Annotated in this window: 22 protein-coding genes; all 22 read right to left on the bottom strand. The window is 63.3% G+C overall.

The window, feature by feature from the left end; all coding sequences use genetic code 11:
* Positions 1-2: 2 nt before the first annotated feature.
* The 22 genes from ASF61_RS21160 to ASF61_RS21260 all read right to left on the bottom strand — a co-directional run bounded on the left by ASF61_RS21160 (position 3) and on the right by ASF61_RS21260 (position 21,630).
* On the bottom strand, positions 3-857 hold the full coding sequence (locus ASF61_RS21160) for a hypothetical protein (protein ID WP_056160604.1): 855 nt from the start codon (positions 855-857) through the stop codon (positions 3-5).
* Positions 854-1,546 (bottom strand): hypothetical protein, encoded by a 693-nt coding sequence (locus ASF61_RS21165; RefSeq protein WP_056160606.1) that lies wholly within the window; start codon positions 1,544-1,546, stop codon positions 854-856. Before ASF61_RS21165 ends, ASF61_RS21160 begins: the two co-directional genes overlap by 4 nt.
* Complete coding sequence (locus tag ASF61_RS21170) at positions 1,546-1,854, bottom strand: hypothetical protein (RefSeq protein WP_156369673.1); 309 nt, start codon at positions 1,852-1,854, stop codon at positions 1,546-1,548. Before ASF61_RS21170 ends, ASF61_RS21165 begins: the two co-directional genes overlap by 1 nt.
* The gene (locus ASF61_RS21175; RefSeq protein WP_056160610.1) at positions 1,854-2,918 is read right to left on the bottom strand and encodes a hypothetical protein; all 1,065 of its coding nucleotides are present in this window, start codon (positions 2,916-2,918) and stop codon (positions 1,854-1,856) included. The genes ASF61_RS21170 and ASF61_RS21175 overlap by 1 nt, the downstream gene beginning before the upstream one ends.
* Positions 2,915-4,381 (bottom strand): hypothetical protein, encoded by a 1,467-nt coding sequence (locus ASF61_RS21180; protein ID WP_056160612.1) that lies wholly within the window; start codon positions 4,379-4,381, stop codon positions 2,915-2,917. The genes ASF61_RS21175 and ASF61_RS21180 overlap by 4 nt, the downstream gene beginning before the upstream one ends.
* Positions 4,371-9,059, bottom strand: coding sequence for a phage tail length tape measure family protein (locus ASF61_RS21185; RefSeq protein WP_056160614.1), 4,689 nt, complete (start codon positions 9,057-9,059; stop codon positions 4,371-4,373). The genes ASF61_RS21180 and ASF61_RS21185 overlap by 11 nt, the downstream gene beginning before the upstream one ends.
* 1 nt (position 9,060) lies before the next feature.
* Positions 9,061-9,375 carry a DUF1799 domain-containing protein gene (locus ASF61_RS21190; RefSeq protein ID WP_082491866.1) on the bottom strand — a complete coding sequence of 105 codons (315 nt, stop codon included), beginning with the start codon at positions 9,373-9,375 and terminating at the stop codon, positions 9,061-9,063.
* A 5-nt stretch (positions 9,376-9,380) separates the two neighbouring features.
* Positions 9,381-9,809: a phage tail assembly chaperone gene (locus ASF61_RS21195; RefSeq protein WP_056160616.1), complete on the bottom strand. Its 429-nt coding sequence runs from the start codon at positions 9,807-9,809 to the stop codon at positions 9,381-9,383.
* 95 nt (positions 9,810-9,904) lie between these two features.
* Entirely contained in the window at positions 9,905-10,552 is a 648-nt protein-coding gene (locus ASF61_RS21200; RefSeq protein ID WP_056160618.1) for a phage tail tube protein, read from the bottom strand.
* 100 nt (positions 10,553-10,652) lie between these two features.
* Complete coding sequence (locus ASF61_RS21205) at positions 10,653-11,006, bottom strand: DUF3168 domain-containing protein (RefSeq protein ID WP_056160620.1); 354 nt, start codon at positions 11,004-11,006, stop codon at positions 10,653-10,655.
* Positions 11,003-11,524, bottom strand: a complete 522-nt coding sequence (locus tag ASF61_RS21210; RefSeq protein WP_056160622.1) for an HK97 gp10 family phage protein — start codon at positions 11,522-11,524, stop codon at positions 11,003-11,005. Before ASF61_RS21210 ends, ASF61_RS21205 begins: the two co-directional genes overlap by 4 nt.
* The gene (locus ASF61_RS21215) at positions 11,521-11,838 is read right to left on the bottom strand and encodes a phage head closure protein (RefSeq protein WP_056160623.1); all 318 of its coding nucleotides are present in this window, start codon (positions 11,836-11,838) and stop codon (positions 11,521-11,523) included. The genes ASF61_RS21210 and ASF61_RS21215 overlap by 4 nt, the downstream gene beginning before the upstream one ends.
* A complete protein-coding gene (locus ASF61_RS21220) occupies positions 11,838-12,317 on the bottom strand; it encodes a head-tail connector protein (protein WP_056160626.1) in 480 nt (159 codons plus the stop codon). The genes ASF61_RS21215 and ASF61_RS21220 overlap by 1 nt, the downstream gene beginning before the upstream one ends.
* Complete coding sequence (locus ASF61_RS23660) at positions 12,314-12,475, bottom strand: hypothetical protein (protein ID WP_162242014.1); 162 nt, start codon at positions 12,473-12,475, stop codon at positions 12,314-12,316. Before ASF61_RS23660 ends, ASF61_RS21220 begins: the two co-directional genes overlap by 4 nt.
* Positions 12,476-12,530: 55 nt before the next feature.
* Positions 12,531-13,805, bottom strand: coding sequence for a phage major capsid protein (locus tag ASF61_RS21225; RefSeq protein ID WP_373994569.1), 1,275 nt, complete (start codon positions 13,803-13,805; stop codon positions 12,531-12,533).
* Between the two features lie 8 nt (positions 13,806-13,813).
* Complete coding sequence (locus ASF61_RS21230; protein ID WP_056160631.1) at positions 13,814-14,659, bottom strand: head maturation protease, ClpP-related; 846 nt, start codon at positions 14,657-14,659, stop codon at positions 13,814-13,816.
* Complete coding sequence (locus tag ASF61_RS21235; protein WP_056160632.1) at positions 14,637-15,956, bottom strand: phage portal protein; 1,320 nt, start codon at positions 15,954-15,956, stop codon at positions 14,637-14,639. The genes ASF61_RS21230 and ASF61_RS21235 overlap by 23 nt, the downstream gene beginning before the upstream one ends.
* Positions 15,957-15,963: 7 nt before the next feature.
* Positions 15,964-17,661, bottom strand: coding sequence for a terminase large subunit (locus tag ASF61_RS21240; RefSeq protein WP_229205959.1), 1,698 nt, complete (start codon positions 17,659-17,661; stop codon positions 15,964-15,966).
* Positions 17,658-18,113, bottom strand: coding sequence for a terminase small subunit (locus ASF61_RS21245; protein ID WP_056160634.1), 456 nt, complete (start codon positions 18,111-18,113; stop codon positions 17,658-17,660). The genes ASF61_RS21240 and ASF61_RS21245 overlap by 4 nt, the downstream gene beginning before the upstream one ends.
* A 111-nt stretch (positions 18,114-18,224) precedes the next feature.
* Positions 18,225-18,632: an HNH endonuclease signature motif containing protein gene (locus ASF61_RS23010; protein WP_229205960.1), complete on the bottom strand. Its 408-nt coding sequence runs from the start codon at positions 18,630-18,632 to the stop codon at positions 18,225-18,227.
* Between the two features lie 34 nt (positions 18,633-18,666).
* The gene (locus ASF61_RS21255) at positions 18,667-19,224 is read right to left on the bottom strand and encodes a hypothetical protein (protein ID WP_156369674.1); all 558 of its coding nucleotides are present in this window, start codon (positions 19,222-19,224) and stop codon (positions 18,667-18,669) included.
* A 3-nt stretch (positions 19,225-19,227) separates the two neighbouring features.
* Positions 19,228-21,630 (bottom strand): SGNH/GDSL hydrolase family protein, encoded by a 2,403-nt coding sequence (locus ASF61_RS21260; RefSeq protein WP_156369675.1) that lies wholly within the window; start codon positions 21,628-21,630, stop codon positions 19,228-19,230.
* Between the last annotated feature and the right edge of the window lie 51 nt (positions 21,631-21,681).

The following is a 21,681-nucleotide window of genomic DNA, read 5'->3' on the forward strand; positions in this document are numbered from 1 at the left end:
TTTTAGAACCCTTCGATCTGGAGTGGTGTGGAATAAATGCCGAAACTTGGGGCGCTGATGGCCTCGATGTTTGCGATGCGGCCGTAGAGCATGTGCTGCTGCTCGAGCACAGGATCTGCATTTTCGGGGAACAGGCTGAACAGCAAAGGGCGGACTGTGCCGCACTCGTCCACGATGCGCGCGAGCCGCGCGCTGTCGGCACCGGTCAGGAACTCCAGATTGAGGCTCAGCTGCCGGTGCCGCGTGCCGACATTATTCTTGGCGGCGCCGGCGGCGGTGCGGTAGCTCTCGCTGGTATCGACTGAGGTGGCGCTGGCGCCGTAGCTGGCGTTGTATTCGGGTGACCAGTACATGCCGGCGACCAGGCGCGAAAGCTCGATGTAGCCGTCCGGGTTGTCGACCGAGGACAGCTCGATTACCAGCTGGCGCACGCTCACCGGTTCGAACCAGGCCACGCCGTCGGAGCCGCCGCCGCGCGCCCAGGTGTTCACGCCGCCCCACTGGTAACCGTTCCAGCCAGGCGGCAGGTAGCCGATCGGCGAAGCACCCAGCGGCGCCTCCGGACACGGCATCATGACGCCGGTGTCGAGCACCGGAGTGGAGTCGCCCGCCCGGTCGTAGCCGCGCACCCGCATGCGCGCCGAGCTGTTCATGTTTGAGCGGATCGGGGCCACGCAGGCAATCAGTTCAGGCGTGGGCCACGTCGCGAAGATCGCCACGCCGGTGCCCTCGGCGCGCAGTACCGCGGAGCGCTCGTCGCGCTGCAGGTTGGCCGGACCCAGCCCGCCGGCTTGACTCGAGGCCGTGAGGACTGCGCGGTCGATAGCGTTATCGTAGATGATGCGGAGATTGTTCATGCGTACCCTGTGACGTCAATGATGAGGTGTCTGGCGACGTCTACGCTGGGAGACGTTGCACTGGATGGCTGATAATCTTGAGGCGGCCCCAGCGCCGCGCCAAAGATTTCGACCGCGACCGCAATGCGTAACCCGGTGCTGAGAGGACTGACCAAGCTGCGTTCAGCCTGGATCGTTTTCGTCGACGAACCGTTTTGCTGAAACCCACTCGTGATCAACCGGTAGTACTGGTTCAGCAGCACCGTGGCATAGGTCCGGGTCATGTCGAGGCTGAAATCTCCGTGGCCATCGACCACTTTTACAATCCGGATCGGCTTCTTCGAAGCGCAGAACAGCAGCTCACCCGTCACCTCGTGAAATACCTGCACGCCGGACGTGGCGGTCGACGTGCTGATCGGCGCGAAGAAATAGCAGATCACGGTGGCGTTGTTCGGCACGTTCTCGCGTCCCTGGTGCACCTCCAGCTTGCCGTCCGAAACCGACGCAACCGCAGATGGATAAGCGGACCGGATTGCCACGATCTCGCCCGCATTGATTGGTGTGCGCCCCACGCGGACGGACGTTGGAAATCCCTGCAGCGCTTCCGATACCACGACTACTTCGACCACGCGATCGAGGACGTAATTTTTGAAAACACCGTCAACCTGGAAGGTGCGTGACGTAGTGTTGCGAGATTCAAAACCGGACATCAGTACACCCCCAAGACGAGCTGACATGGCGGTACCGACGAAACAAATTCGTATCCTTTGCGCTGCCAGGAGACTGTATTCCCCGAAAACGTAACGATCGGCAGCGTTGTCGCTGCATACCCCGAGATCCCGGTGCGCGTGTCCATCACCGGCACGGCGAACGGAATACCTTGGTCCAGGCCCGGAACCACCGCTGAGCCTGTCATCGCGCTGGCGTCGATGATGGCGATCTGGCGCCCGACTACGGTCGAGACATCCATCACCAATTCACCGGTGACAAGATCAAATGTTTGAAGACCTTCCCCCATCACCACACCCCCACGCGCGCTACAAGACCACCCATTGGGTTGTCGGAATTTGGTCCATAGGCCCGGAGGCCGTTGCTGTCGAACTCAGCGCGCTTTCCAGTTGCCTTGCTGCGCAGCAGCCCAATGGTTCCGGTTGCAGCCTGCAGCTCGCCAGCAAATGTTCCGGTGGCGGCCGCCAGATTGCCGCTGAATATCGCCGACCCGTTAGCGATCGAGAGGCCTGGCGCGTAAACGTCGCCGCTTGCATCGACCTGAAAATATCGACCAGTCAGAGGGTTACCCATCAGGAAGCCCAGCGCACTGAGGTGAAAGCCGCCCTGCAGGTTCTTCGGCCACTCGTAGGTGCTATGCGCGTAACCAGGACCGCCATGCAGCACGGCGCTGTAGATGTCGCCGGCCGTGATCTTGCCGATGTCAGCCGCGATTGCGCTCAGCTGGCCGACGCGGAACCATTGCAGGTACGGCGCCGACCAGACGGTGACACCACGGACCAGGTCAAATATTCCGTCCGAGCAGTGGCGGAACATGCCTAGCGCCAGTTCCTGCGGGGACCCTTCCCATGCGTTGCCGGAGCCCCAGGCATTGAGCGGGGGATACGAGGTTTCGCCCTCGGTGACGATCTGCGCGGGCGAGCTGGCCAGCGCGATCAGACTGGAATTGCTGTAGCAGACCCGCCGAGAATTTCCCGGCTTGCCGTCCTCGCCGATCGTACCGTCGTACATTTTCACGACGGTCTCACTGGCCTCGTAGATGCGCCCCTCGACGGTAATTTTTGCGGTGACCGTCACGCTCTCGCTGCGCATATCGACATACGCGAGGACGGCGGTATTCCCTGCCACCGTCAGCGCGCTGCCGTCGCTGGTGGTGAACGCCACCTGTCCGTCCATGTTGATCATCGCAGGCGTGAAGGCGGCCACCGCCGGCACGGCCGTGTTGGTGCCGGTCGCGATGACCTTGAATACCCGGGTCGTGGCCGCCAGTGACATCGATTTGTCCCGCGCCGGCTCGAACCGAGGCACGGTGTTCATGATCAGGTTGTCGCGTTCCCCTACGATTGCGCTCATACCAATCCTCCTACGGTCACGCGGCCGGTCATCCAGTGCCGCTGTAGCATCACCACCACGCCGGGCGCGCCGGCGGCCAGCCCCCAGCGCTGATCACGCAGCACCACCGGCGCGCCCAGCTCGAGCACGTTCAGCTCCGGCTCGCCGTCGAGTTCGTAGATGGTGCGCGGCACGCTGCGCAGCGCCAGGCGGCGCCTGGCCTCGGCATTGGCATCCACGCGCCGTTTCAGGCAGGTTTCGATCTGCACCGGGTCGTCTGTCAGGCGGTACCTCGCCTGCACCGTCTCGTCCACCACTGTTTCCGTCAGCCACTCGGTCGCGTACAGGTCAGCGTGTTCCGGCGGGATGCTGGTCGTGAGCGCTCCCTGCACGGTGTAGTTGCGGTCGAACGCGATTTTCACCGCGGCTACCACCGGGAGACGCTCGGCCGGCCGCAGCGAGTTGGCCAGCATCTGGTCGGGGCCGATTTCCACCGGCGTGCCAGGTGCCGGAAGCGCGATCTGCACCAGGCGCAGCTTGCCGGTGGCCGACATGATCGCCTGCGCGCCCACGCTGGCGGCCAGCTGCTGGATCGCCAGCGCCTGGTTGGTCCGGTCGGCGACGTACAGACCCACCGGCTGCTGGTGGGCGGCATCGAATGCAGCGAGGTTGACCAGGTCCAGGTCAGCATCGGTGAATCGATCGGCAGGTTTGCCGTAGGCCGTGGCGATGCGGCGCACCAGCGGCGCGATACGCGGTGCGTAGCCGGCGCCGTTGTCGCCCTGCACGCTGCAGGTGACGGTGCTGGCCAGCGGGTTGATCTGCATCTTGAAGCGCCCCGGCGCGCCCGCGTCTACAGGAACTGGCTTGCCGTTGGTCCGCACCTCAAACACCGATTCCACGGCGCCGAGAAATCCGTATTCCAACGTCGCCGGATTGGTGAGCAGTGGCGACACGTTGTGGCATTCACCGAAAGGGATCGGCAAGACCGCGTCCTTGTTCGTCGAGGTGCCGCCCAACTTGGCTTCGCTGATCGGGGTGTTCAGGCGCTGCATTTTGTCGCGCAGCACCAGGTTCACGGTTTCGCGGCTCGAACTGCCCACATCATCGACGATGCCGTCGAACACCAGCCGGAAGTCTGCGCGCGGCCAGGCCGGGTCGCCGCGCCAGGCGCGGATGCGCCGGTTGCGCCACACGTCGCCCAGCCAGCTGTCGAGCGCGCCGTCGCCGTTGTCCAGCTCGATGTCGCCGCCGGACAGCGCCGCCTCACCGGTCAGGCTAACCTGCTCGGTGAACGCTAGGCCGCCCTTGGCAACCGCGCGGTACACGGTGTTAGCCGGCGTGTCGGACGGCCCGGTCACGTATTCGCGCGAGGCAATGTAGCGCGTCACCTCGGCGCCGGCCACATTCACCTGCGCCTCGATCAGCACCATGCGCACGGCGGCTGGATTTTTCAGCCAGGCCAGGTATTGCTCATCGGTCATACGCATCCTTTTTCACTGTAGAGGCCCAGGCCGAAGCCTTGGCCGATTTCTCCACGCCCGCTACCACTGTCCCGGCGGCTTTCGCGTTCGATTCGGCGGTCGCCTTCACCACCGCGCTGGTTTGCGCAGCCTGGTCGGAGCGCAGCGCTTTCACCTCCTCGCGCAGTGCCTTGACCTCGGCGACAAGGGCGTCCGATCCAGCATTCGACGCGGCCGAGTAGCGGCTGTAATCAATCGCCGGCGCGGCGCTGGCGGCCGTGGCCACCACCGCTGGGGCGTTGGTGAATTTCACACCTTGAGCGTCCGACACACCCATCGCCACCTGCAGCTGAGCAATGGCCTGCGCCACCGTCAGCACGCTGTCGTTGATGGTGATCAGCCCCTTGACCTGCGCCTCGAGCGCGTCGTAGCTGGCATGCTGCAGGTCCACCTGCTCCGCCGCCCACTTGGCTGCGTCCTGGTTGGCTGCAATCACACGCGCGTAATCGGCCGCATATTTTGCGTCCGACGCGTTCACAGCCTGCGAGGCCGTGAGGAAGGCTTGCTCGGCGGCGGACAGCCGACCCTGCGCCGCCGCGTCCCCTGAATTGGCGGCCGCCAGCGTCTGCTCAAACTGGCGCCGAGCCTCGGCATACTGCTGCTCTGGCGTCAGGATAGAGAGGTTGCCCAGTGCCAGGCTGTCGTTCATGCCCTTGAGCGTGCTCACCCACGATTTCGACGCATCGATCGCTGTTTTCATGGCAGACGATTCGTTGCTGTAGGCGCTGGCCAGCACGTCCTTGGCCGATGCTACCCGCTTGGCGGCCTGCACCTGGTCGAACAGCGACTTGTTCACGTCGGCGATGGCAGCACGCTGAATTTCCAGCAGCTGCACCTGGCTCATCGTGATTTCGTTGAGCTGTTGTCGAAGGTCGGATGCCTGGTCGCGAATTTGCGCTTCCGTCAAGCGCACTGCACCAGCCAATTCATCCGCGTAGTCGGCCACCTGCTTGAACGCCGGTGCCAGCGCAATCATCTGCGCAAACAACTTCGCGCCGGCCTCCGTGCTGACATCGATGCCCAGCACGGCCGCTTTGAACTGATCGGTCGTTTTGAGGCTCGACTGCCCCATCGACGCCAGCTGCGCGGCCACCTGTTTCTGCACGGGCGCCAACTGCTCAGCCTGGGTCAGGTAGTTCTGCTGGAACGAACTGACACCGTTGGCCAGCACCTGGAGCCCACCGGCAGCAGCGATCAGGCGCTCTCGCGCTTCGATACCCGCCACGCCGGTCACGCGCGCCGTCTGACCGATGGCATCCAGCACAGTGTCCACCGCGACATAGTCCGCGGTGACCCGCTGCAGCGTGGCGCTCAACACCTCACCCTGCGCCGCGAAGCGAGACAGGCCGGGGACTAGACGTTCGGCCAGCTCAGTGCTCACCGTATCGAGCAGGCTCACTACCAGCTCGTTATCTTTTGCTGCGTCGCCGGTCAACTTGAGGTCGAACACCTTCGTGTAGCCGTCGATAGCGTTTGCCTCGATACCGAGGGCTTTGCCAAACCCTTTCACCGAAGCGATCATGGTCTTGATCGTGGTGTCGAGGGAATTGTCGGTTTCCGTGTCGAGCGAGGTGTTCTCAGTACGGCGTTTATCGCTGCGGAGGTAGCCGCCCTTCTGCAGGATGTTCGCGTAGGCTTGCGCGTCGATCCCGCTGGAACTGATGGTGCCTTTCAGGCCTTGGCTTTCCACCTGGGCCGACTTGTAGCCGAAGAAGCGATTCGCCACGCCGCCCAACAAACCGCCGACCAGCGCGCCCAGCGCCGTTCCGAGCACCGGGACGACCGACCCGACGACTGCGCCGATGGCGGTGCCCGCGTTGACGGTGCTGTTTCCCGATCCGCTGATGCCATAGCCCCCGGAGATGATCCGGCCGCCGTAGACTCCGCCGAGGATGCCGGTGGCCTCGCCCAGCGTAGCGCCGGCAAAACTACCAGCAGAGATCGCCGAGCCGGTACCGGCCATGCCGGCTGCGCTGTATGCTGCTGCGGCGTTGGCGGCCTGGGCACCTGTCATACCCATGCCGGCGCCAAACGCGGACACCGATGCGGAGCCGAACATGTTGCCCAGCGTGGCGACGTAGCCGCCCAGAGTGGCGCCCACAGTGGAAAACCCGGTGGTGAATCCCTGGTAGATTTTCTGGCCCATCGACACCAGGTCGAGCGCGCTACTACCAGCGCCCGCCATGCTCATGGCAGATGCCATGCCTGGCACGCCAGCGCCGGTCATCCCCATCATGTTGCCCACCATGTTCACCACAAACGGCTTGGCGAACATTTTGTAGATCTCGTCAGCAACGCTGGTCTTAAAGGTGGTCGTCAGCGATTTCGTGAAGGACTTCCAGCCAGATTTGCCGTTGTTGAGCATGTCGGCAAAACCTTGACGGAATATGTCGTCGTACTTTTTAACTGCCTCCTTCCATTGCTCGACCGACTCTTTCTTCGAAGCCCCGATGCCGCGCTCAACGTTCAGTTCGCGCATGAGGCGCACCGATTCGCGGATGGCCTCTGCCTCGGCCTCGCGGCCGGCAATACCGTCCAGCGTTGCCGCTTTGGCGAGCTCGATGTTGGCGACTTCTTCGACACGCTCGGTGTTATAGGCCTGCAGCTGTTTGCTGTTCATGCCGATCGTAGCGTTCTCATCTTTCTGTGCCTGCAGCTGGCCGCGCAGCGCGGCGACATCCGCCTCACGCGCAGCCTGCAGCCGGTCGAGGGATTCGAACGCAGCGCGGCTGGCGTCAACGTCCATCTGGTTCAGATCGACCGTCAGCTTTGCGCGGCGAGTGAGGATTTGCTCGTCGATCACCGCGATCTGCCCGCGCATGTCGGCCAGCTTGCGTTGCTGCTCGCCGCGCTGGTCTTCGGAGACGGTGCGCCGCGACTCCACTGCGATGAGTTCGTCCTGGCGCGCCTTTTCCCGCTGGAGCGCTTCTTCGTCCCGCTTGGCGGCAAGCTCAGCCCGTTCCATGCGCTGGTCGAGCGCCTGGCTGGCGCCCAGTGCTTCGTCGGCCTCCAGCAGCATGCGGGCGCGCTTGGCCGCTTCTTCTTGGACCGCACCCAGCCGTGTGATTGCCGAAATCTGCGCTTCGACGCCGGCGTTGCTGACGTCACCAAAGCTGGCGCGGATTGCCAGCGCTCGCTTCGCAATTTCAACATCCGACTCGCCGGCGGCCAGGCCCTGCTCACGGCTCAGGTTCAGCTGTTTCTGCAACTGGTCGGCGCGGGTCAAATACTGGTCACCTTCCTTCGCCCAGGTGATGCCGGCCTCGGCCAGACGGTTGCGCTCGGCCTCGATCGCTGCCAGCCGCTTTTCCTTGTCCTCCTGTTGAAGAAGCGCGTCCAGGTCCTTCTGCGCCTGCTCCTTCGTGTCCTTTTGCCCGGTACCGAATCCCAGCGTGGGCGCCATGCCAGTCGATGAAAACGGCGCGGCCGTGACGGTCCCTTTCTGCGCGTCCTCGAGGCGCTGCCGGGCGGCTTTAATTTTATCGGCGAGGGTTGGCTCGCGGCCGATATCGAGCATCCGATCCCACGCCGACTTGGCCGCACTGCCGACCGCGCCCCACGTGCGCTGCAGCGTCCCCAGCGACGCCTCAACCTGCCCGCTTTTTTCCTTCATAGCGTCGGCGTAGGCGGCCTGCGCCACCTTCGCGGCATCGCTCTTGCGCCCTTGGTCTTCCAGTGCCTTGACCTGCTTGTAGGTCTGTAGCGTGAGGTAGCCGTATTGCTCACCCAGCTTGATCGACGCTTTCAGCGGATCGCCGCCCAACTCGGCAAACGCCTGGACGGTTTTCTCGACCTCGATGCCCAGGTATTTTTGCGACTGCACCGCCGTGACCGAGGCAGCGACGAGCTGGTCGGCGGCGACCTTGCCGGTGCCCACGAGCTGCGCCAGCACCTCGGCGTTTTTGCCCTGCGTGCCGGCGGCTTGCGATGCCGCTTTTGCCATGTCGCCGAGCTGGCCAGCCGTCACGCCAGCAGCATTGCCAGTAGACGCAATCGCCTGGCTGTAGGCGTCGGCTTCTTTACTGCCCTGGTAATACGCCACGCCCAGCGCGACTGCAGCAGCAGCGGCCACGGTGAACGGCGAGACGAGGCTGAGCATATAGCCGCCCAATGCGCGCGCAGCGGCGCCGGCGCCGCCGAACATATCGCGCAGCTGGCCGCCCTGCTGCGTGAGAACGGTCAATACCGGCATGCCGCCCTGCAGCGACGTGACGATGTCGGTGAACTGAGCGGGCACATTGCGCATGGCCGCTGCCGTGGCGGCGGCCGACATGCCGACGTTGCGCTGCGCGCCCTCGACAGCGCGCAACTGCGTCAGATACGGCGCCAGCGTCTCAGGATTGACGTTCAACTGGCGCGCTCTCGCTTCGAAATACTGAGCGCTGGTGCGGCTGCCCGCCTCCATGGCCGCAGTGGTGCGCTGAATCTCAGCGATCATGCTGCGCTGTGACGCGGCGACAGAGCGGGCCGATCGGCCAGAACCGGTGCCCACGTTGACCACCGCGCGCTCGGCCTCGCCGCTGGCGCGCGTGACGGTGCGCGCCATTGCATCGGCCTGCTGGCCGATTTCATTGAAGCCAGCGCGCGTGCCGGTCGTATTTACCTCGGCTTCAATTTGGACGCCGCGCGATTCGCTCATTTCATTCCTTCACTTTGTTCAGCACCGGCAGCGCGGCGTACTCCATGACCCGCAGGTCACTTTCCCACTCGTCGAGTTCTTCAGGCGTCAGGCCCATGCGATCAAGCGAGCGGTGGGCGCACGTGTAATCGAGGCCGGTCACGCCGCCCATTGGACCGGTCCGCCACTGCGTCTGCTGCTCGCGAAAGAGCACGAAGACGGGCGCATTCTCAGGCCAGAGGGCGACTTCGCGCGCCTCCTCGGCGGCCGCCATCTGCATGCCGAATGGGTTGCCCGCTTCGGGCTTGGGCGCCGGCTGGTAGAACGCCGCCGCCACTTCGGTCAGTTTCCCAGCCGGCCCTCGGTCATCGCTGCGCGATACGACTGGATGATGGCCGTGGCCGCCTGAGGCACTTCGTCCACCAGCTGCTCGACCGCATCGCGATCAAACTTCACATCGAGGTTCCAGCCGCTGACCGAGGCCATGATGAAATCGGCTTGGCCGTCCAGCGTGGTGAGCGTCAGCTCAGCCTCGGTCACAACGCTGGCCGCAGAGTCGTCGCCATCGGCAACCTTGGCCTTCAACGCTTCGATGGCTGCGGTGCTCTCGGCACGCATCTTCACCAGGTGATCGTCGATGAACTCGGCGAAGGCCTTGCGCGTGCGGTAGATGAAGTCGACCTCGATTTTGCCGACGGTGCCGTCCAGCAAGGGGAACGACAGGTCTTTCGTGATTTTTTTCGGGGTGCTGCCCAGTACGATTTTCGACATGATTTTCTTTCGCGGGTAAGGTAATGCCCGTGCCGGCCGCCGCGCCCGCGAAGGCGACGGCGACCAGTCGGCGCTCGTTTGCGGCTTGCGCCGGCTTAAGTTGGGTAGGTGGTGGCGCCGCCGATGAGCGACACGGACGCATCAACGGTGTTGACGTTGCCCTTGCTCAGCTTCGGGAAATCGGACACGCTCAGATAGCTGTAGCCGAACGTGGTGCCGGCGCCCTTGATGACCTGCTTGAAGGCCACCTTCTTGCTGGCACGGCTGATCTTGAGCATGTCCTGGTACACCGCGTCGCTCGGGTCGTAGCCCATGGTGACGGTCAGGCTGATCGGGTTGAAGCCAGCTGGGATCTTGATGCCGCGCTTGCGCGCCAGCGGGTTGGCTTCCGTGTATTTCGGATCGCCGCCCGAGGTATCGATGTTCTCGATCTTGGGAATGGCTTGCCAGCCGCTCACCTTTTGCGCGGTACCCTTGCCACCAACCACCGGGTACAGATCCGTGTCGGTGCTGTCCAAGCCTTCGATGCGGAACGTGTCGGCGGTCACCGAGGTGACGCGGTAAATCGCTTCGGTGGCATCTTCCCAGCCAATCACGATCAGAACTTCGTCGCCGGTCGAGTAACCGTGCGCAGCGCAGGTGGCGACCGCGCCGTCCGCATTACTGATGGCGGTGATCACCTTGGCTGCAGCGAAGGTGCTGGAATATTGCTGGCTGGAGCCTTCGGGGAGGGAGTAACCCATGGTAGCCCTTTCTATGGACGTAAAAAAGCCGCTCAAAGCGGCTGGTGGCGCCCTGGCGGGCAAAATTGTGTGGGCCTGATGGCCCGGTTCAGGCGGGCGCTTACCGGTCCGCCCAGATGCTGAAATCTTGGCGGGAGCAGTAGCGCTCCATGTCCGCGTCGTAATCGGACACCGGCGCAGATATTGGACGCGCTGACAGATCCTGCGCAGCGATGAGCGCCGCTTCAACTGCAGTGATGACAGCCTTTGCATCGCGCCTGGAATCCGCCCAGACGCTGATTTGCATTTCGGCGTTTTCCTTGTCGGGGGCGATGTCGGCAAGCGTCGGAATCACATCTCCCCCGACCTGCTGATAGGTGATGTAGGGGCGCTGCGTGCTGGTCGGCGCGAAGTCGGCGAAGGTACTCGGCGAGATCGCCTTGAGGATCGCCGTGAGCTTGACCTCCAGCGTCATCGGATCAGCTCCCGTAGCCGGGCCTCTGCTGCCGCAGTGGCGAGCGGCGCGGCTGCAGCAGCGCTGCGCACGAACGGTTGTGCCGCTACGTGCTTGGGCGTGGCAAGCGGCACGTAATAGGCGTCCTTGACGGCCTGGCTGGCGCCGCGCTTGGGAACGCGCTTGCCGCGCATTTCTGGCCGAATTGCCGTGTACCAATTGCCGTCGCTGCCCACGTAAACCTTGTAGCGCTGAATGTGGCCGAATTCGACAAGGTGACCGTGCGGCGCTTTGCGGTGGTTCCAGCTGATGTGGTACATGGCGCGCCCGGGGCCGCTGTGATCCTGCGAATAGACTTGGTACAGAGCGCTCCGCAGGTTGCCCGTTTGGCGGCCGATGCGCTCGACGTTGCGCACCATGCGGTCGTAATAGACCTGGGCCGCTGCCTGGGCCGCAGGCCGCGCCGCCACCTCGGCCGCCTCCTCCAGGCCAGCAAGCCTGGCACGCAGGCCTGAAAGGTCGACTCTAATCATGCTCATTTGATCAGCTCGCAAATAAGGTCCGTGTGTTTCCGATGCGCCATGTCGGGCAGCACTGCTTTGACGTTGTAAAACGCGGTGCCGTGTACGACCCGCATGTCGGCTGTGAGGTCGCTACGATAGGGAATGCGTATAGACGCCCGGACCGACGACACCACCGCATCGGCACGAATCGCTTCCAGGCCGCTCGGAAGGCGAATGTCCGCGTACTCCTTGCAGACCTCGCGCCACTCCCTGATCAGATCCCCGTTTTCATCGCTACCCGCCGGCGCTGCTTGCACGGTGATGAGATATCGCCGCTGCCCCGCCCCCATTACAGCCCCACGCCCACACGGTGTGGGCGAAGCAGATCCTTCGCGCCGCGCGGGAGCGGCGCGACCGAGACACCGACAACAGCATCCTCGCGGTTTTCGTAGAGATCACCCAAGGTCAGAAGAATTGCCGCGGTGATTTCGCTCGTGATGACCATGCCTCGATAAACGAGAATACTGTCGATGCTGGCCGAGCTCAAGCGGCCGTCGGCGGCGTCAGTGGCCAGAGCCCGGTCGTCGGCATTGACCAGCTCAGCCGCAGCGACGATCGCCGCCGTGTGAGCGGATCGCGCGGCCGCCGTTCGCCCGGGGACAGCAGCAATGGCAGCGTCGAGTTCAGCCTGTGACGCGTACAGCCGGCGATTGAGGTAAGTAGCAGCTGCCTGCTCGGCAGCTTGCAGCTTCAACTCGAGGTCCGAATTGGCATCGTCGCCGATGATACGCAGGTGCGCCTTTGCGACTTCGAGCGACAGAAGGCTCATTTCTGCGCGGCCTTTTTCTCGGTCGGCTTGTCTTCGGCGACGACTCCGCACGCCTTGGCCGCTTCCAGCAATTCAGGGGGGCACTCGTCGCCCGGGGCATAATCGACAGGGTAAATTTCGCCGTCTGGGACGCCCTTGAAAGGTTTTTCGAAGACCATGGTCATAGCTCCTTGACAGCCCGGCGCGAGGCCGGGCGGATGATTGATAAAAAAGTTATGCGGCCACCGTAAGCGCTTTGAGCACGTCAGGATTGAGCAGGCCGCCGCCGACGCGCTTGGTGGTGTAGAAGTGGATGTATGGCTTGTTGGTGAACGGATCGCGCAGCACGCGAACACCCACCCGATCCACGATCAGGTAACCGCGTTTGAAATCGCCGAAGACGATCGGCTTGGAATTCGCAGCGACGTCAGGCATGCCGGCCACTTCGGAGATGCCGTAACCGAGCAAGGTTGCCGGCGCGCCGGCCTGGAAGGATGGCTGCCACAGGTAGTTGCCTTCGCCGTCTTTCAGTTTGCGGATCGCTTTTTGAGTGTTGCGGTTCATGATCGCGCGCGCCTGGCCGGTGTACTCGCCAGGCAATTCGTGCACCAGGTCGATCAAGCCGTCGGCGGTCAGCGCAGCTGCGGCGCCGCTCTTCACGGTCTTGATGTCGCCCCATGGGTGGGCGGCGGCGTTCGAGCCGCCGGTGATGTAGGTCAGCAGGCCGTTGGGCTTGTTGTCGCCGTTGCCGGTCAGGAAAGCGACGCCCTCCTGCAGGGAGAACTCGGTTTCCACTTCGCCGGCGAGCCACGCCTCGAGATTGATGGCTGCGTCGTCGAGCATCTGCTGGGTCGCAGCAGGATTCGCGTACAGCTCGCCCGTGTTGTAGGTCATGCTGCCGAACGTCGGCGTAGCCGTCTGGTTACGCGCGCCGGTCTCGCCCACCCAGCCCGACGTAGTGCCGCGATTGTTGAACAGCTTGCTGAAGCCGTTCGTGCTGATGTTCTGGACAGCGCACAGCGCGCGCATCGGCGAGACCACCACCATACGATCGGTGATGCTGCGGTCCCATTCCACGGGCGCCAGGTAGCCGCCTTCCTGCGCGGCGCCTTTGTTCAACGCGGCCTGGACATCACCCTTGCGGAAATGCGCGCTGAAAGCTTCGGAGTATTCCTTGTCTTTCAGGCCGGCCGCGCCGCCGTTCATCTGCGCGGCTGCGATTTTCAGGTTGGCATCGTCTACTGCAGCTTGCAGCTTCTCAATATCGGCATTGATGCGATCAACCTTAAGTGCCTGGAGCGCATCGGCCTGGCCTTTTTTCACTTCGTCGAGCTGCTTGTTGTGTTCGGCCTTGAAGTCAGCGAAGGCCTTATTGACGGCCTCCACCATGGCCTTGACCTCGGTGCTGCCGGCTTCCGCCTGCACCGACACGATACCTCGCGGCACAGCTTGGTGGGCATGGCCAGCGTGGGCTGCCACAGCATGCGCGATCAGGACGCTGGCGATCATTGCTTTGTTCATACATTACCTTTCATTTGGTTGATCAGGGTTTGCAGCGAAGCTGCGATTTCGGTGTCAACGCTGGGTTTGACACCTTTTTCGGCAGCGCCCGGCGTGCCAGAAAAAAGGGATTGGATGGCCTCGCGGCGTACGGTACTGGAGTGTCCGGCGCGCGCCATCGATGCTTCAACAATTGCGAGATACTTCGCGTTGGCGTGGGCGCCCGGTTCGTCGGACACTTCGCTGCGATCGATTACGCCGCTGGCGAAGCCGTCCTTGACGGCCTGCGCGGCGCCGATCCAGGTCTCTTTATCCATCATCGCGGCAGCAGCGGCGACCGACTGGCCGGAGCGCGCCGCGTAGACCTGCGCCATGGCGGCATCGAACGGCGCCAGCTTCTCGGCGGCGGCAGCCATGTCGTGCCTGTTGCCGACCGCCATGGCCCAGGCGTTGTGGATCATCAGGAACGCACCGTCGCCCATCAGAATTTCGTCGCCAGCCATGGCGATGACCGAGGCGGCGGAGGCGGCGATGCCCATCACCTTCACCGTCACTTTTGCCTTGTGCTCACGGAGCAGGTTATAGATCGCCACGCCTTGGAAAAAGTCGCCGCCAGGCGAATTCACGTTGACGGTGACGTCACGCGCGCCGATGTTGCGCAGCACCGCGGCAATGCGCTTGGCCGTGACGCCCTCACCGTCGTACGAATCACCGATGCGGTCATAGATCGAGATCGACGCGGCGTCCTCGCTCGCGGCGCGAATCGAAGGCTCCCAGCGCTCCAGCGCATCCGGGCGCATGTCAAACTGAACGGCGCCCAACTTGGCTGAGGCGCTGATTTCAGGCAGGTTTAGCAGGCTCATTGGTAGTCCTTGTGCTTGATGTGTTTGGTGGGCGGACGGTATCGACGCCGGGGTCGCTCGAGCGCGGCATGTCCTGCAGATCTCGCACCTCGTTTTGCGCCATCCATGGGGCGTGGCCGCCGGAACCCAGCGCTTTGGCGAAGTACTCCGCCTGGTCCTTCAAGGTTCCCCGTAGCAGCGCTCGCTCATTGAATTTCACGTAATACGTGTTGGCCTCGGCCGACGTTAGCAGCGATCGCGCCGCCGCTTCCTCCCAGACGGTGAACCAGTGTTGCAGGGCGTACTGGACGAAGAAGATGGCCAGCTGCTCGATGCCACTGCCCCACGAGGTGTCGTCCATCATCAGCAAGGGACGCGGCACGCCGAACGCGCGCGCCACCTCTTCGATTTGATGATTCCGGTTTTCCAGGTGCTGCGAATCGGAGGCAGAGGCGGCCCATTTCTCAGCTTTCAGCCCTTCCTCGAGGATCATCCACTTATGCGCCTGATCTGCGCCGCTCTTGCCTTCGAGAGAATCCTGCAGGCGCTTGTAGGCCTGATCGCTCAGCGAATTGGGCGACGCCAGCGAGCCGCCGGCCATCACGCCGTTTTTAAACAATCGCGCCGCAGCGCGCTCAGCCTGCTGCGCAATACCCAGTGCTTCCTTGGCCAGCTTGACCCGGGAGAGGCCGACAATTCCATCGTCCGACAGGTCGCGAAGGTGAAGCACATCGGCGCCTGAAAGATCCAGCGTTGTGCCGTTCTCACGCGTATAGGTGTAGGTGAGGCTCCAGTCATCATTCTGCTTCGGCGCCGTGCGGGTCGGATGCATGGGGATCAGCGCTGTGACCTCGCCGCGCGACCGGATGATCCTCGCGTAGGCGTTCCCGTGCTGCAGAACATGCCCCTGGAGCAGCGACTTGAATTCGTATGGCGTCTGCCAGCTGTTCGGCCGGCGCTTGAGCACCTTGTAGAGCGGGTGGTCTGTCGCGTGCGCCTTCTCGTCACCTCGCTCGAGCAGATTGAGCGGCAGCATCCCGATTGACTCGGAAATCAACGTCACGCAACGCAGCAGCGCCATATTTTGCAACGCCTTCGAAGCGCTGATGTAGGCGCCCGATGCGGTCTCGGCGCCGGCGCGCATGTACGCCATCAGGTCAGGGTCGTCCAAACCTGAGAACAGTGTGCCGGCCGCCGCGCTGGGGCGCGCCAGGCTTTCACTGGTCGGCGGCACTGGCGATTGGGCCAGTTGCGGTTCGGACGGGTGAGCAAAAGCCTCCGGCTCCGAACTGCCCCGGAAAAAAGCGAAAATACCCATGAGTTCCTTAAATCATTCGAATGCCGCGCGTCTCGTAGACCGAGTTCCCCTTCCCTGCGGGATTCAGCGCCATCAGCGATACCGCGTTGAACAGTGCCATCAGCGGATCGATCTTCGCTTTGCCGGAAGCAGCTTTCGTCACCAGGATGGCGTTGCCTTTGTCTTCGATGCGGGCGTTGCTCACGCACCAATTCATCATCGGCCGTCCGGCGTGCACCAGCGTGCGCGCCGCCACGCCGCGCTCAGTTGTTTTGATGGCGCCGTTGAGCGAATACCCCTGCCGGATGGAGATAATCTGCTCCATCGTGATGCCACGCTCTTCGCTTACCAACTCGGTCACGATATCGATGATGCCGGCGGCATCGACACCAATACCGACCTTTTCCGGCAGCAGGCCGGCGTCGTTCACCTGGCAGACGAAGTCGGCAACCTCGATGACGTCGTCGCCCGGTACCTTCACGATGGTGAGATCGCCCTGTTTTACGAAATCGAGTAGAGCCGGTGCAATTTCCTTGCGACGCTCCAGCGCGATCTCGTGTGCCCACGCATGGAACCATGCCAGCAACCGGCCGCTGCCGCGCTCGCGCCCGGTCACCGACAGGCCGAGCAGATCGTCCAGGCCACCACCGTCGATGCCAACCGTGGCGACCTCGCAGCGCGAAATCAGTTCGTCCAGGGTGAACACCGGGATAGCTGCCTTCTCCCAGAAGTCGGCGCCAGCCCAGCGGTCAGACCGCAGATTGAGCCCAATCTCAACGTTCAGGTGCTTCGCAAGGAATTCTTTGAACTCCTTCTCCCCCTGTTCGAGCGCCTGGGCGTGCAGCTGCGTGATGCGCTCGATATCGACCGACGCGCCCCAGTTCGGATTCGTGATGTAGGCGTTGTTCAGATCGCGGTACTCGCCGCTCTCGAGCATAGCCTTGGGGAATTCATAAATCAGCGGCAGGAACTTGCGGTCCACCACCTTCCCGTCGCGCACCTTGCGGGCGTAGTCCAGCTTGGCTTTGAACACGCCTGCCGGCGGCTCCGCCGACTGCGTCGTAGCGTAGATCACGAAGCCCTCGGGCCTCGATGCAAGGCCTCCGGTGGCTTCGAGCAGCATGTTGCTGGCCTTGGGCTGCTTACCAAACTCGTGCAGCTCGTCGACGAACACGTAGCTGGCCTTTTTGCCGCTGACCGTATCGCTGTCGGCAGCCACAACTTTTAGCGTGGCGCCTGTTTCGAGGTGCGTGATCAGGCGGAAGTAGTCCTGCACCTTCAACAGCGCCGACAGGTCTTCGTCCGCCTTGATCATGTCCGCGATCGGCTTGTAGCTGTTGTCGGCGATTTCCTTCGTCGGCGATAGGATCAGCAATTCGGCCGACTGGCGACCGTTCAGCATCAACGCGCCCAGCATGATGTCCGCAGCAATGGTGCTCTTCGCGTTCTTCTTGCTGACCATCAAGAAGAATTCGTTGATGTGCCGGCGATTCTGCTCGGCATCGTAAGCGCCGAAGATGGCGCGAACCAATTCCTTGATCCAGGGTCTCGACGCTTCCTCGACAGTTGCACCGCCAATGTCGGCAATCTGAAACCCGCCGCAAATGTCCCAAGCGGCGTCGGCCTCTTCAGGAAAAAGCGGCTGCGACACAATCAGAGACTCGCGCGCTACGATCCTCCGCTCCCAGTCCAGGCACGCGGTGGTCCACTCCACAAGCTGCGTCATCGACTCGATACCAATTTAGGCCCCTGCCGAGCCACGTACTTGCCGCTGGCGGCCGTCTTCGCCCTATCTTTTGCCTCGTCCCTCTTGCTGGACTCGCCCTTGCGCGCGTGAACGAACGGCGCCAGAGCTTTCGCGGCTTCGACGCGCAGTTTATCGCTGGCGGCCGGATCGTTCATCGCAGCTCTCAAAAAGTCCAGCGGGTCGGAAAACGTAATCGCCTGTTTCACATCGAACGTCGCGCGCGGCGCTGGCGCCGGCGGCGGCGGTGGCGTCGGCGCCCCCACCTTCTTGTATTTCTTGATAAATGCTGCAACGTTCGAGTTTTTTGCCAGGCGCGAACCAGCAGGACCGGCCGTTTTCTCGCTGTAGCCCGCCGCGATTGCAGCATCCTTGTTCGACATCCCGGCAAGAACCGCGTCCGCGAACAGCCGGTGCTTGCCTGTTAATTCCATTAACACCCCACCTCCTGAGGGGAATTTTTTTGCGCGTGAGGTACCGAGTGGTCTAGACGGCAAGGGGCGGCAAACTTCTACCCCCCCCGGCCATTCCATCATGCAACGTTGCTAATTATCATCATTGCGCAGCAGCCCGCGCTCCGGCACTTCGCGCACAAGTTCGCGACCATCGATCACGTCACCCATCATTGCTTCTTCGCGCTGCTTGTCGCCGCTGTGGTGGGCCGCGCAGAGTCCCTGCCAGTTCGCCCTATCCCAGAACAGTTTCATGTCGCCTCGGTGCGGTACACGGTGATCGACTACGGTAGCGACCGTCACGCGGCCTTCGCGTTCGCAATACACGCACAGCGGGTGCTTCGCGAGATAGCCGGCACGGGCTTGCTGCCATTTGTAGCCATAGCCGCGCGCGGTGCTGCTCTGCTTATCCGAGCGCCACGACGTGGGCTGGAGAGTCGGGAGCGCGCTGCGCAGCTGCTGCACCTGCGGCTTGAGGGACTTGAGCTTTAATGAGTGCATGCCAGGGTCTGCGCTCCAGTATTTGGCGCCATGGTCAGTAGTCGATCACGATGTCGTATGTCTGCGAGGCGACCAGGATGCCCGGGGCAATGTGAATGGCCCCTGGCTGACACAGCATCGCCTTCGCAAGCAGCGCGGCCACGCCGCCGAACGAGGTGTTCGCGCTGAACGGCTCCATGCCATCGGTCCAGTCCATCCAGTCGCCGTTGTCGCGGCGCGTGATGCGCACATGCTTCGGGCGCGCCGTGAGGGCGATCCGGTTCCATCTGCTAACTGCTGCTCCCGAAGGTGCAGTGGTCTTGATGGAGAACCCGGGAATGGTGAGCCGAGTGGCAGCGTTCACGCCCGACACGCCCAGGGCAGTTACCTGGATGTTGGCGTCGGCTCCGTTCAGGCCGGCGCCGGCCAGTGTCAGGTAATCGGCAGCCGATTCGAAACCGGCCGTACTGACCACCGTCAGCGCTGTCTGGTTTGCGGTGGCATCTGCCGTGGTGGTGGTCGCCACCTCTGGGTTGGCATCGGTGGTGAACGAGCCAGCCACGCTGGTGGCCTTGCCGACCAATGCCGGGATGCTGATAGTTGCGATTGGCATGGTTTAGGCTCCGAGTTGGATGGCTGGCAGGCAGCGCGAGGTCATGTATGGGATGCCGGCCGTGGCGTTCGGGTGCGTGTTGTCGCTGTTCGCGGTGACGATCATGCTGGCGTTGTCCCAGCCGTTTTCGATCTCGATCAGGTTGAACTGCGCGCCCTGCTTGGCCGCCTCCGTGCGCACCCAGTCGTTGATCTTCTTGATCGCGTTCACGGCCGTGCTGTTGCCAGCGTAGCGGGTCGTCTTGGCTGCGTAGCTGGTCCAGATGTACAACCGCTTGTTGTACACCCTGCACAGCTCGATGGCGTCTTGCAGGCCGGCGATGAAGCCGTCGGCCAGCGCGCTGGTCATTGCTTGCACTTCGTTCGGCGAGAACGATGGCAGCAGCACGTCGGTGATGTAGTTTTCCTCCCGCAGCTGGGTCTTCAGCAGCTCCAGGTACTGCGCTGCGCGGTTCGTGCTGCAGCCAAAATTAACCACATAGCAAGGTGCTTTCTGCGTGCTGAGCGTGTAGACCGCGTTCTGCCACCAGGAATAGCCCTCAGTGATCGAATCACCGAAGCCTGCAACCACCCTGGTAGGGATGCCGTGCTCGGCGCAGAATGCGATATTCTGCCAGATGCCGGTGTTGTACTGCGTCGGGTCGTACATCGTAGCGCCCGCGCGCGAGAGCGTGGGATCGGCCACGTGGTCGCCAGCGCCTACGCTTGGCGCGACGAGGAAGCGTCCGGTCGCGGTGCCGTTGATGTAGGCGTTGTACATGGCGCCCAGGGTACCTTGGTTGGCGTTTGAGCCCACGTCGCCGGCATTGGCCAAGCCGTTGTATCGGAAAACGACCATCGGCAGTTTGTTGTTGAGCGGCGGCACGCTGGCGCAGTCCACCCAGTCGGAGATCGCCGTGCTCATATGAGTGACGTAGCCCTGCCCTGGCGAGCTGACGCCGGCAGGCGGCTGCACTGGTGATCGGGGTTGGCCGTTCCAGGTCGCGCGAGCAAAGCCGTACGGCGAGCTTGCGCGAGGAACGCTGTACGGCACGCCGCCGACGATCGGATCAACAGCATTCGAAATGCTCGACGCGCTGTCGGTCTCGGTCGAGGCGACCGAAATCGCGAACCCACGGGTAGGCGCCGCCTCGCGCTGGTAGCGCATCACGCGCAATTTCGTGAACGGCGCCTCCATCTGGCACTTGCCGCCGCGCGAGCCGCTGGGGGCTGTCGTCGTGGTGGTGTCCATGCCGCCGGACGTGAACGAGCTAACCACGCCGAGTGGCTTGCTCATGCCCACGGTGTTGAGCGCGCGGGTGCCGCTCTGGCCGTTGTACGTCACGTCGGCACCGGTCCAGTTCCCGGCAGGATGCGCGGCGGTGAACGTGTACAGGCCGCCGGCATACGTGACCTGCTGGCCAGCGGGAAATGCCGCCGTGCTGTCGAACGGCACGATGCTTGGCACCGCAGTGGGCGTGACGGCATCAGCCTGCGCTGACGCCGGCCCCGCGCCCTGCGCATTCACGGTCGATACCGTGCCGGTGTACGGCGTGCCGGCCGGAGCGGTGATCGTCTGCGGATTCGTCGTCAGCTGCGTGACGTTGCCGTTGATGTCGGTCCAGATATTCCCGGTGGTAGCTGTGCTGCCTGCGGCGCCAGGCGTCCACGCGACGCTCACGGCGCCAGCCATAGCAGTCAGAACTGGTTTCGCCGGCTGGCCGGGGGCCGTGGCAGCCCCGGCCAGCGCAGCAATTACATTCGACGAGGCCACCGTGCTCGATGCATCGCACCCGATGTTGTAGAGCGCGTCAGCCGCCTGGACCGTGTAGCTCAAGCTGTTGACGGCGTTGGCCACGGCGCCGGAGATATTCGATTTCGTGAACGGCGATGCTTTGAGCGCTTTGGTAAATTGCAGCGTGCCGACAACGCCAGCTGGCAGCGTCGCTGTCAGCGGCTGGCCAACAACACCTGTACCGGCAATGGTCGCGACAGCGGCACCCGTTGCGGCAAGCACAGCTTCGCGGACGGTGGCAGCAATCGCACCGGTGGTGCAGGTAATCAAAAAGCGCTGCATGCCGGCGTACGGCCCGATCGGCGCCAGCGCGCCAGCAGCGACCGACCAGGTATCGGAACTACCGGCGCGCGACACCGCTCCCGCAGTCGAAGCAGCCGCGCTGATCAGCAGCACCTGCCCCTCCGGCAGTGTGATCGTTGTCTGCTCCTCCGCTTGCAGGGCAACCGCCCCCACCGCAACCTGCTTGGCCTGCAAGACCAAACCTGGTCGCGGCATAAAATATCGCACGCCCCCGGTCAAATCGGCCGTAGCCTTGCCGGCAGCGATGAGGCCAACCTCCACGCCAGCATCAAAGGTGACGATAGCGTTGGCTGGGCGCTGGGCGTACGGCTTCAATAGGCGAACGGTCATGTGTACCTCAAATAAAAACGGCCGCTCAGGGCGGCCAGCTTGTGTTGCGAA

It is taken from the genome of Duganella sp. Leaf126 (assembly GCF_001423125.1).
Classification (GTDB): Bacteria; Pseudomonadota; Gammaproteobacteria; order Burkholderiales; family Burkholderiaceae_D; genus Rugamonas.

Excerpts from the sequence above, each read along its gene's own strand:
- ASF61_RS21180 (WP_056160612.1), bottom strand. The coding sequence starts at position 4,381 with ATGACCGATGAGCAATACCTGGCCTGGCTGAAAAATCCAGCCGCCGTG.
- ASF61_RS21205 (WP_056160620.1), bottom strand. The coding sequence starts at position 11,006 with ATGACGCTGGAGGTCAAGCTCACGGCGATCCTCAAGGCGATCTCGCCG.
- ASF61_RS23660 (WP_162242014.1), bottom strand. The coding sequence starts at position 12,475 with ATGGTCTTCGAAAAACCTTTCAAGGGCGTCCCAGACGGCGAAATTTAC.
- ASF61_RS21260 (WP_156369675.1), bottom strand. The coding sequence starts at position 21,630 with ATGACCGTTCGCCTATTGAAGCCGTACGCCCAGCGCCCAGCCAACGCT.
- ASF61_RS21200 (WP_056160618.1), bottom strand. The coding sequence starts at position 10,552 with ATGGGTTACTCCCTCCCCGAAGGCTCCAGCCAGCAATATTCCAGCACC.
- ASF61_RS21170 (WP_156369673.1), bottom strand. The coding sequence starts at position 1,854 with ATGGGGGAAGGTCTTCAAACATTTGATCTTGTCACCGGTGAATTGGTG.
- ASF61_RS21225 (WP_373994569.1), bottom strand. The coding sequence starts at position 13,805 with ATGATCGCCAGCGTCCTGATCGCGCATGCTGTGGCAGCCCACGCTGGC.
- ASF61_RS21215 (WP_056160623.1), bottom strand. The coding sequence starts at position 11,838 with ATGGGGGCGGGGCAGCGGCGATATCTCATCACCGTGCAAGCAGCGCCG.
- ASF61_RS21210 (WP_056160622.1), bottom strand. The coding sequence starts at position 11,524 with ATGAGCATGATTAGAGTCGACCTTTCAGGCCTGCGTGCCAGGCTTGCT.
- ASF61_RS21245 (WP_056160634.1), bottom strand. The coding sequence starts at position 18,113 with ATGGAATTAACAGGCAAGCACCGGCTGTTCGCGGACGCGGTTCTTGCC.
- ASF61_RS21165 (WP_056160606.1), bottom strand. The coding sequence starts at position 1,546 with ATGTCCGGTTTTGAATCTCGCAACACTACGTCACGCACCTTCCAGGTT.
- ASF61_RS21235 (WP_056160632.1), bottom strand. The coding sequence starts at position 15,956 with ATGGGTATTTTCGCTTTTTTCCGGGGCAGTTCGGAGCCGGAGGCTTTT.
- ASF61_RS21160 (WP_056160604.1), bottom strand. The coding sequence starts at position 857 with ATGAACAATCTCCGCATCATCTACGATAACGCTATCGACCGCGCAGTC.
- ASF61_RS21240 (WP_229205959.1), bottom strand. The coding sequence starts at position 17,661 with ATGACGCAGCTTGTGGAGTGGACCACCGCGTGCCTGGACTGGGAGCGG.
- ASF61_RS21230 (WP_056160631.1), bottom strand. The coding sequence starts at position 14,659 with ATGAGCCTGCTAAACCTGCCTGAAATCAGCGCCTCAGCCAAGTTGGGC.
- ASF61_RS21195 (WP_056160616.1), bottom strand. The coding sequence starts at position 9,809 with ATGTCGAAAATCGTACTGGGCAGCACCCCGAAAAAAATCACGAAAGAC.
- ASF61_RS21255 (WP_156369674.1), bottom strand. The coding sequence starts at position 19,224 with ATGCCAATCGCAACTATCAGCATCCCGGCATTGGTCGGCAAGGCCACC.
- ASF61_RS21220 (WP_056160626.1), bottom strand. The coding sequence starts at position 12,317 with ATGAGCCTTCTGTCGCTCGAAGTCGCAAAGGCGCACCTGCGTATCATC.
- ASF61_RS21175 (WP_056160610.1), bottom strand. The coding sequence starts at position 2,918 with ATGAGCGCAATCGTAGGGGAACGCGACAACCTGATCATGAACACCGTG.
- ASF61_RS21185 (WP_056160614.1), bottom strand. The coding sequence starts at position 9,059 with ATGAGCGAATCGCGCGGCGTCCAAATTGAAGCCGAGGTAAATACGACC.
- ASF61_RS23010 (WP_229205960.1), bottom strand. The coding sequence starts at position 18,632 with ATGCACTCATTAAAGCTCAAGTCCCTCAAGCCGCAGGTGCAGCAGCTG.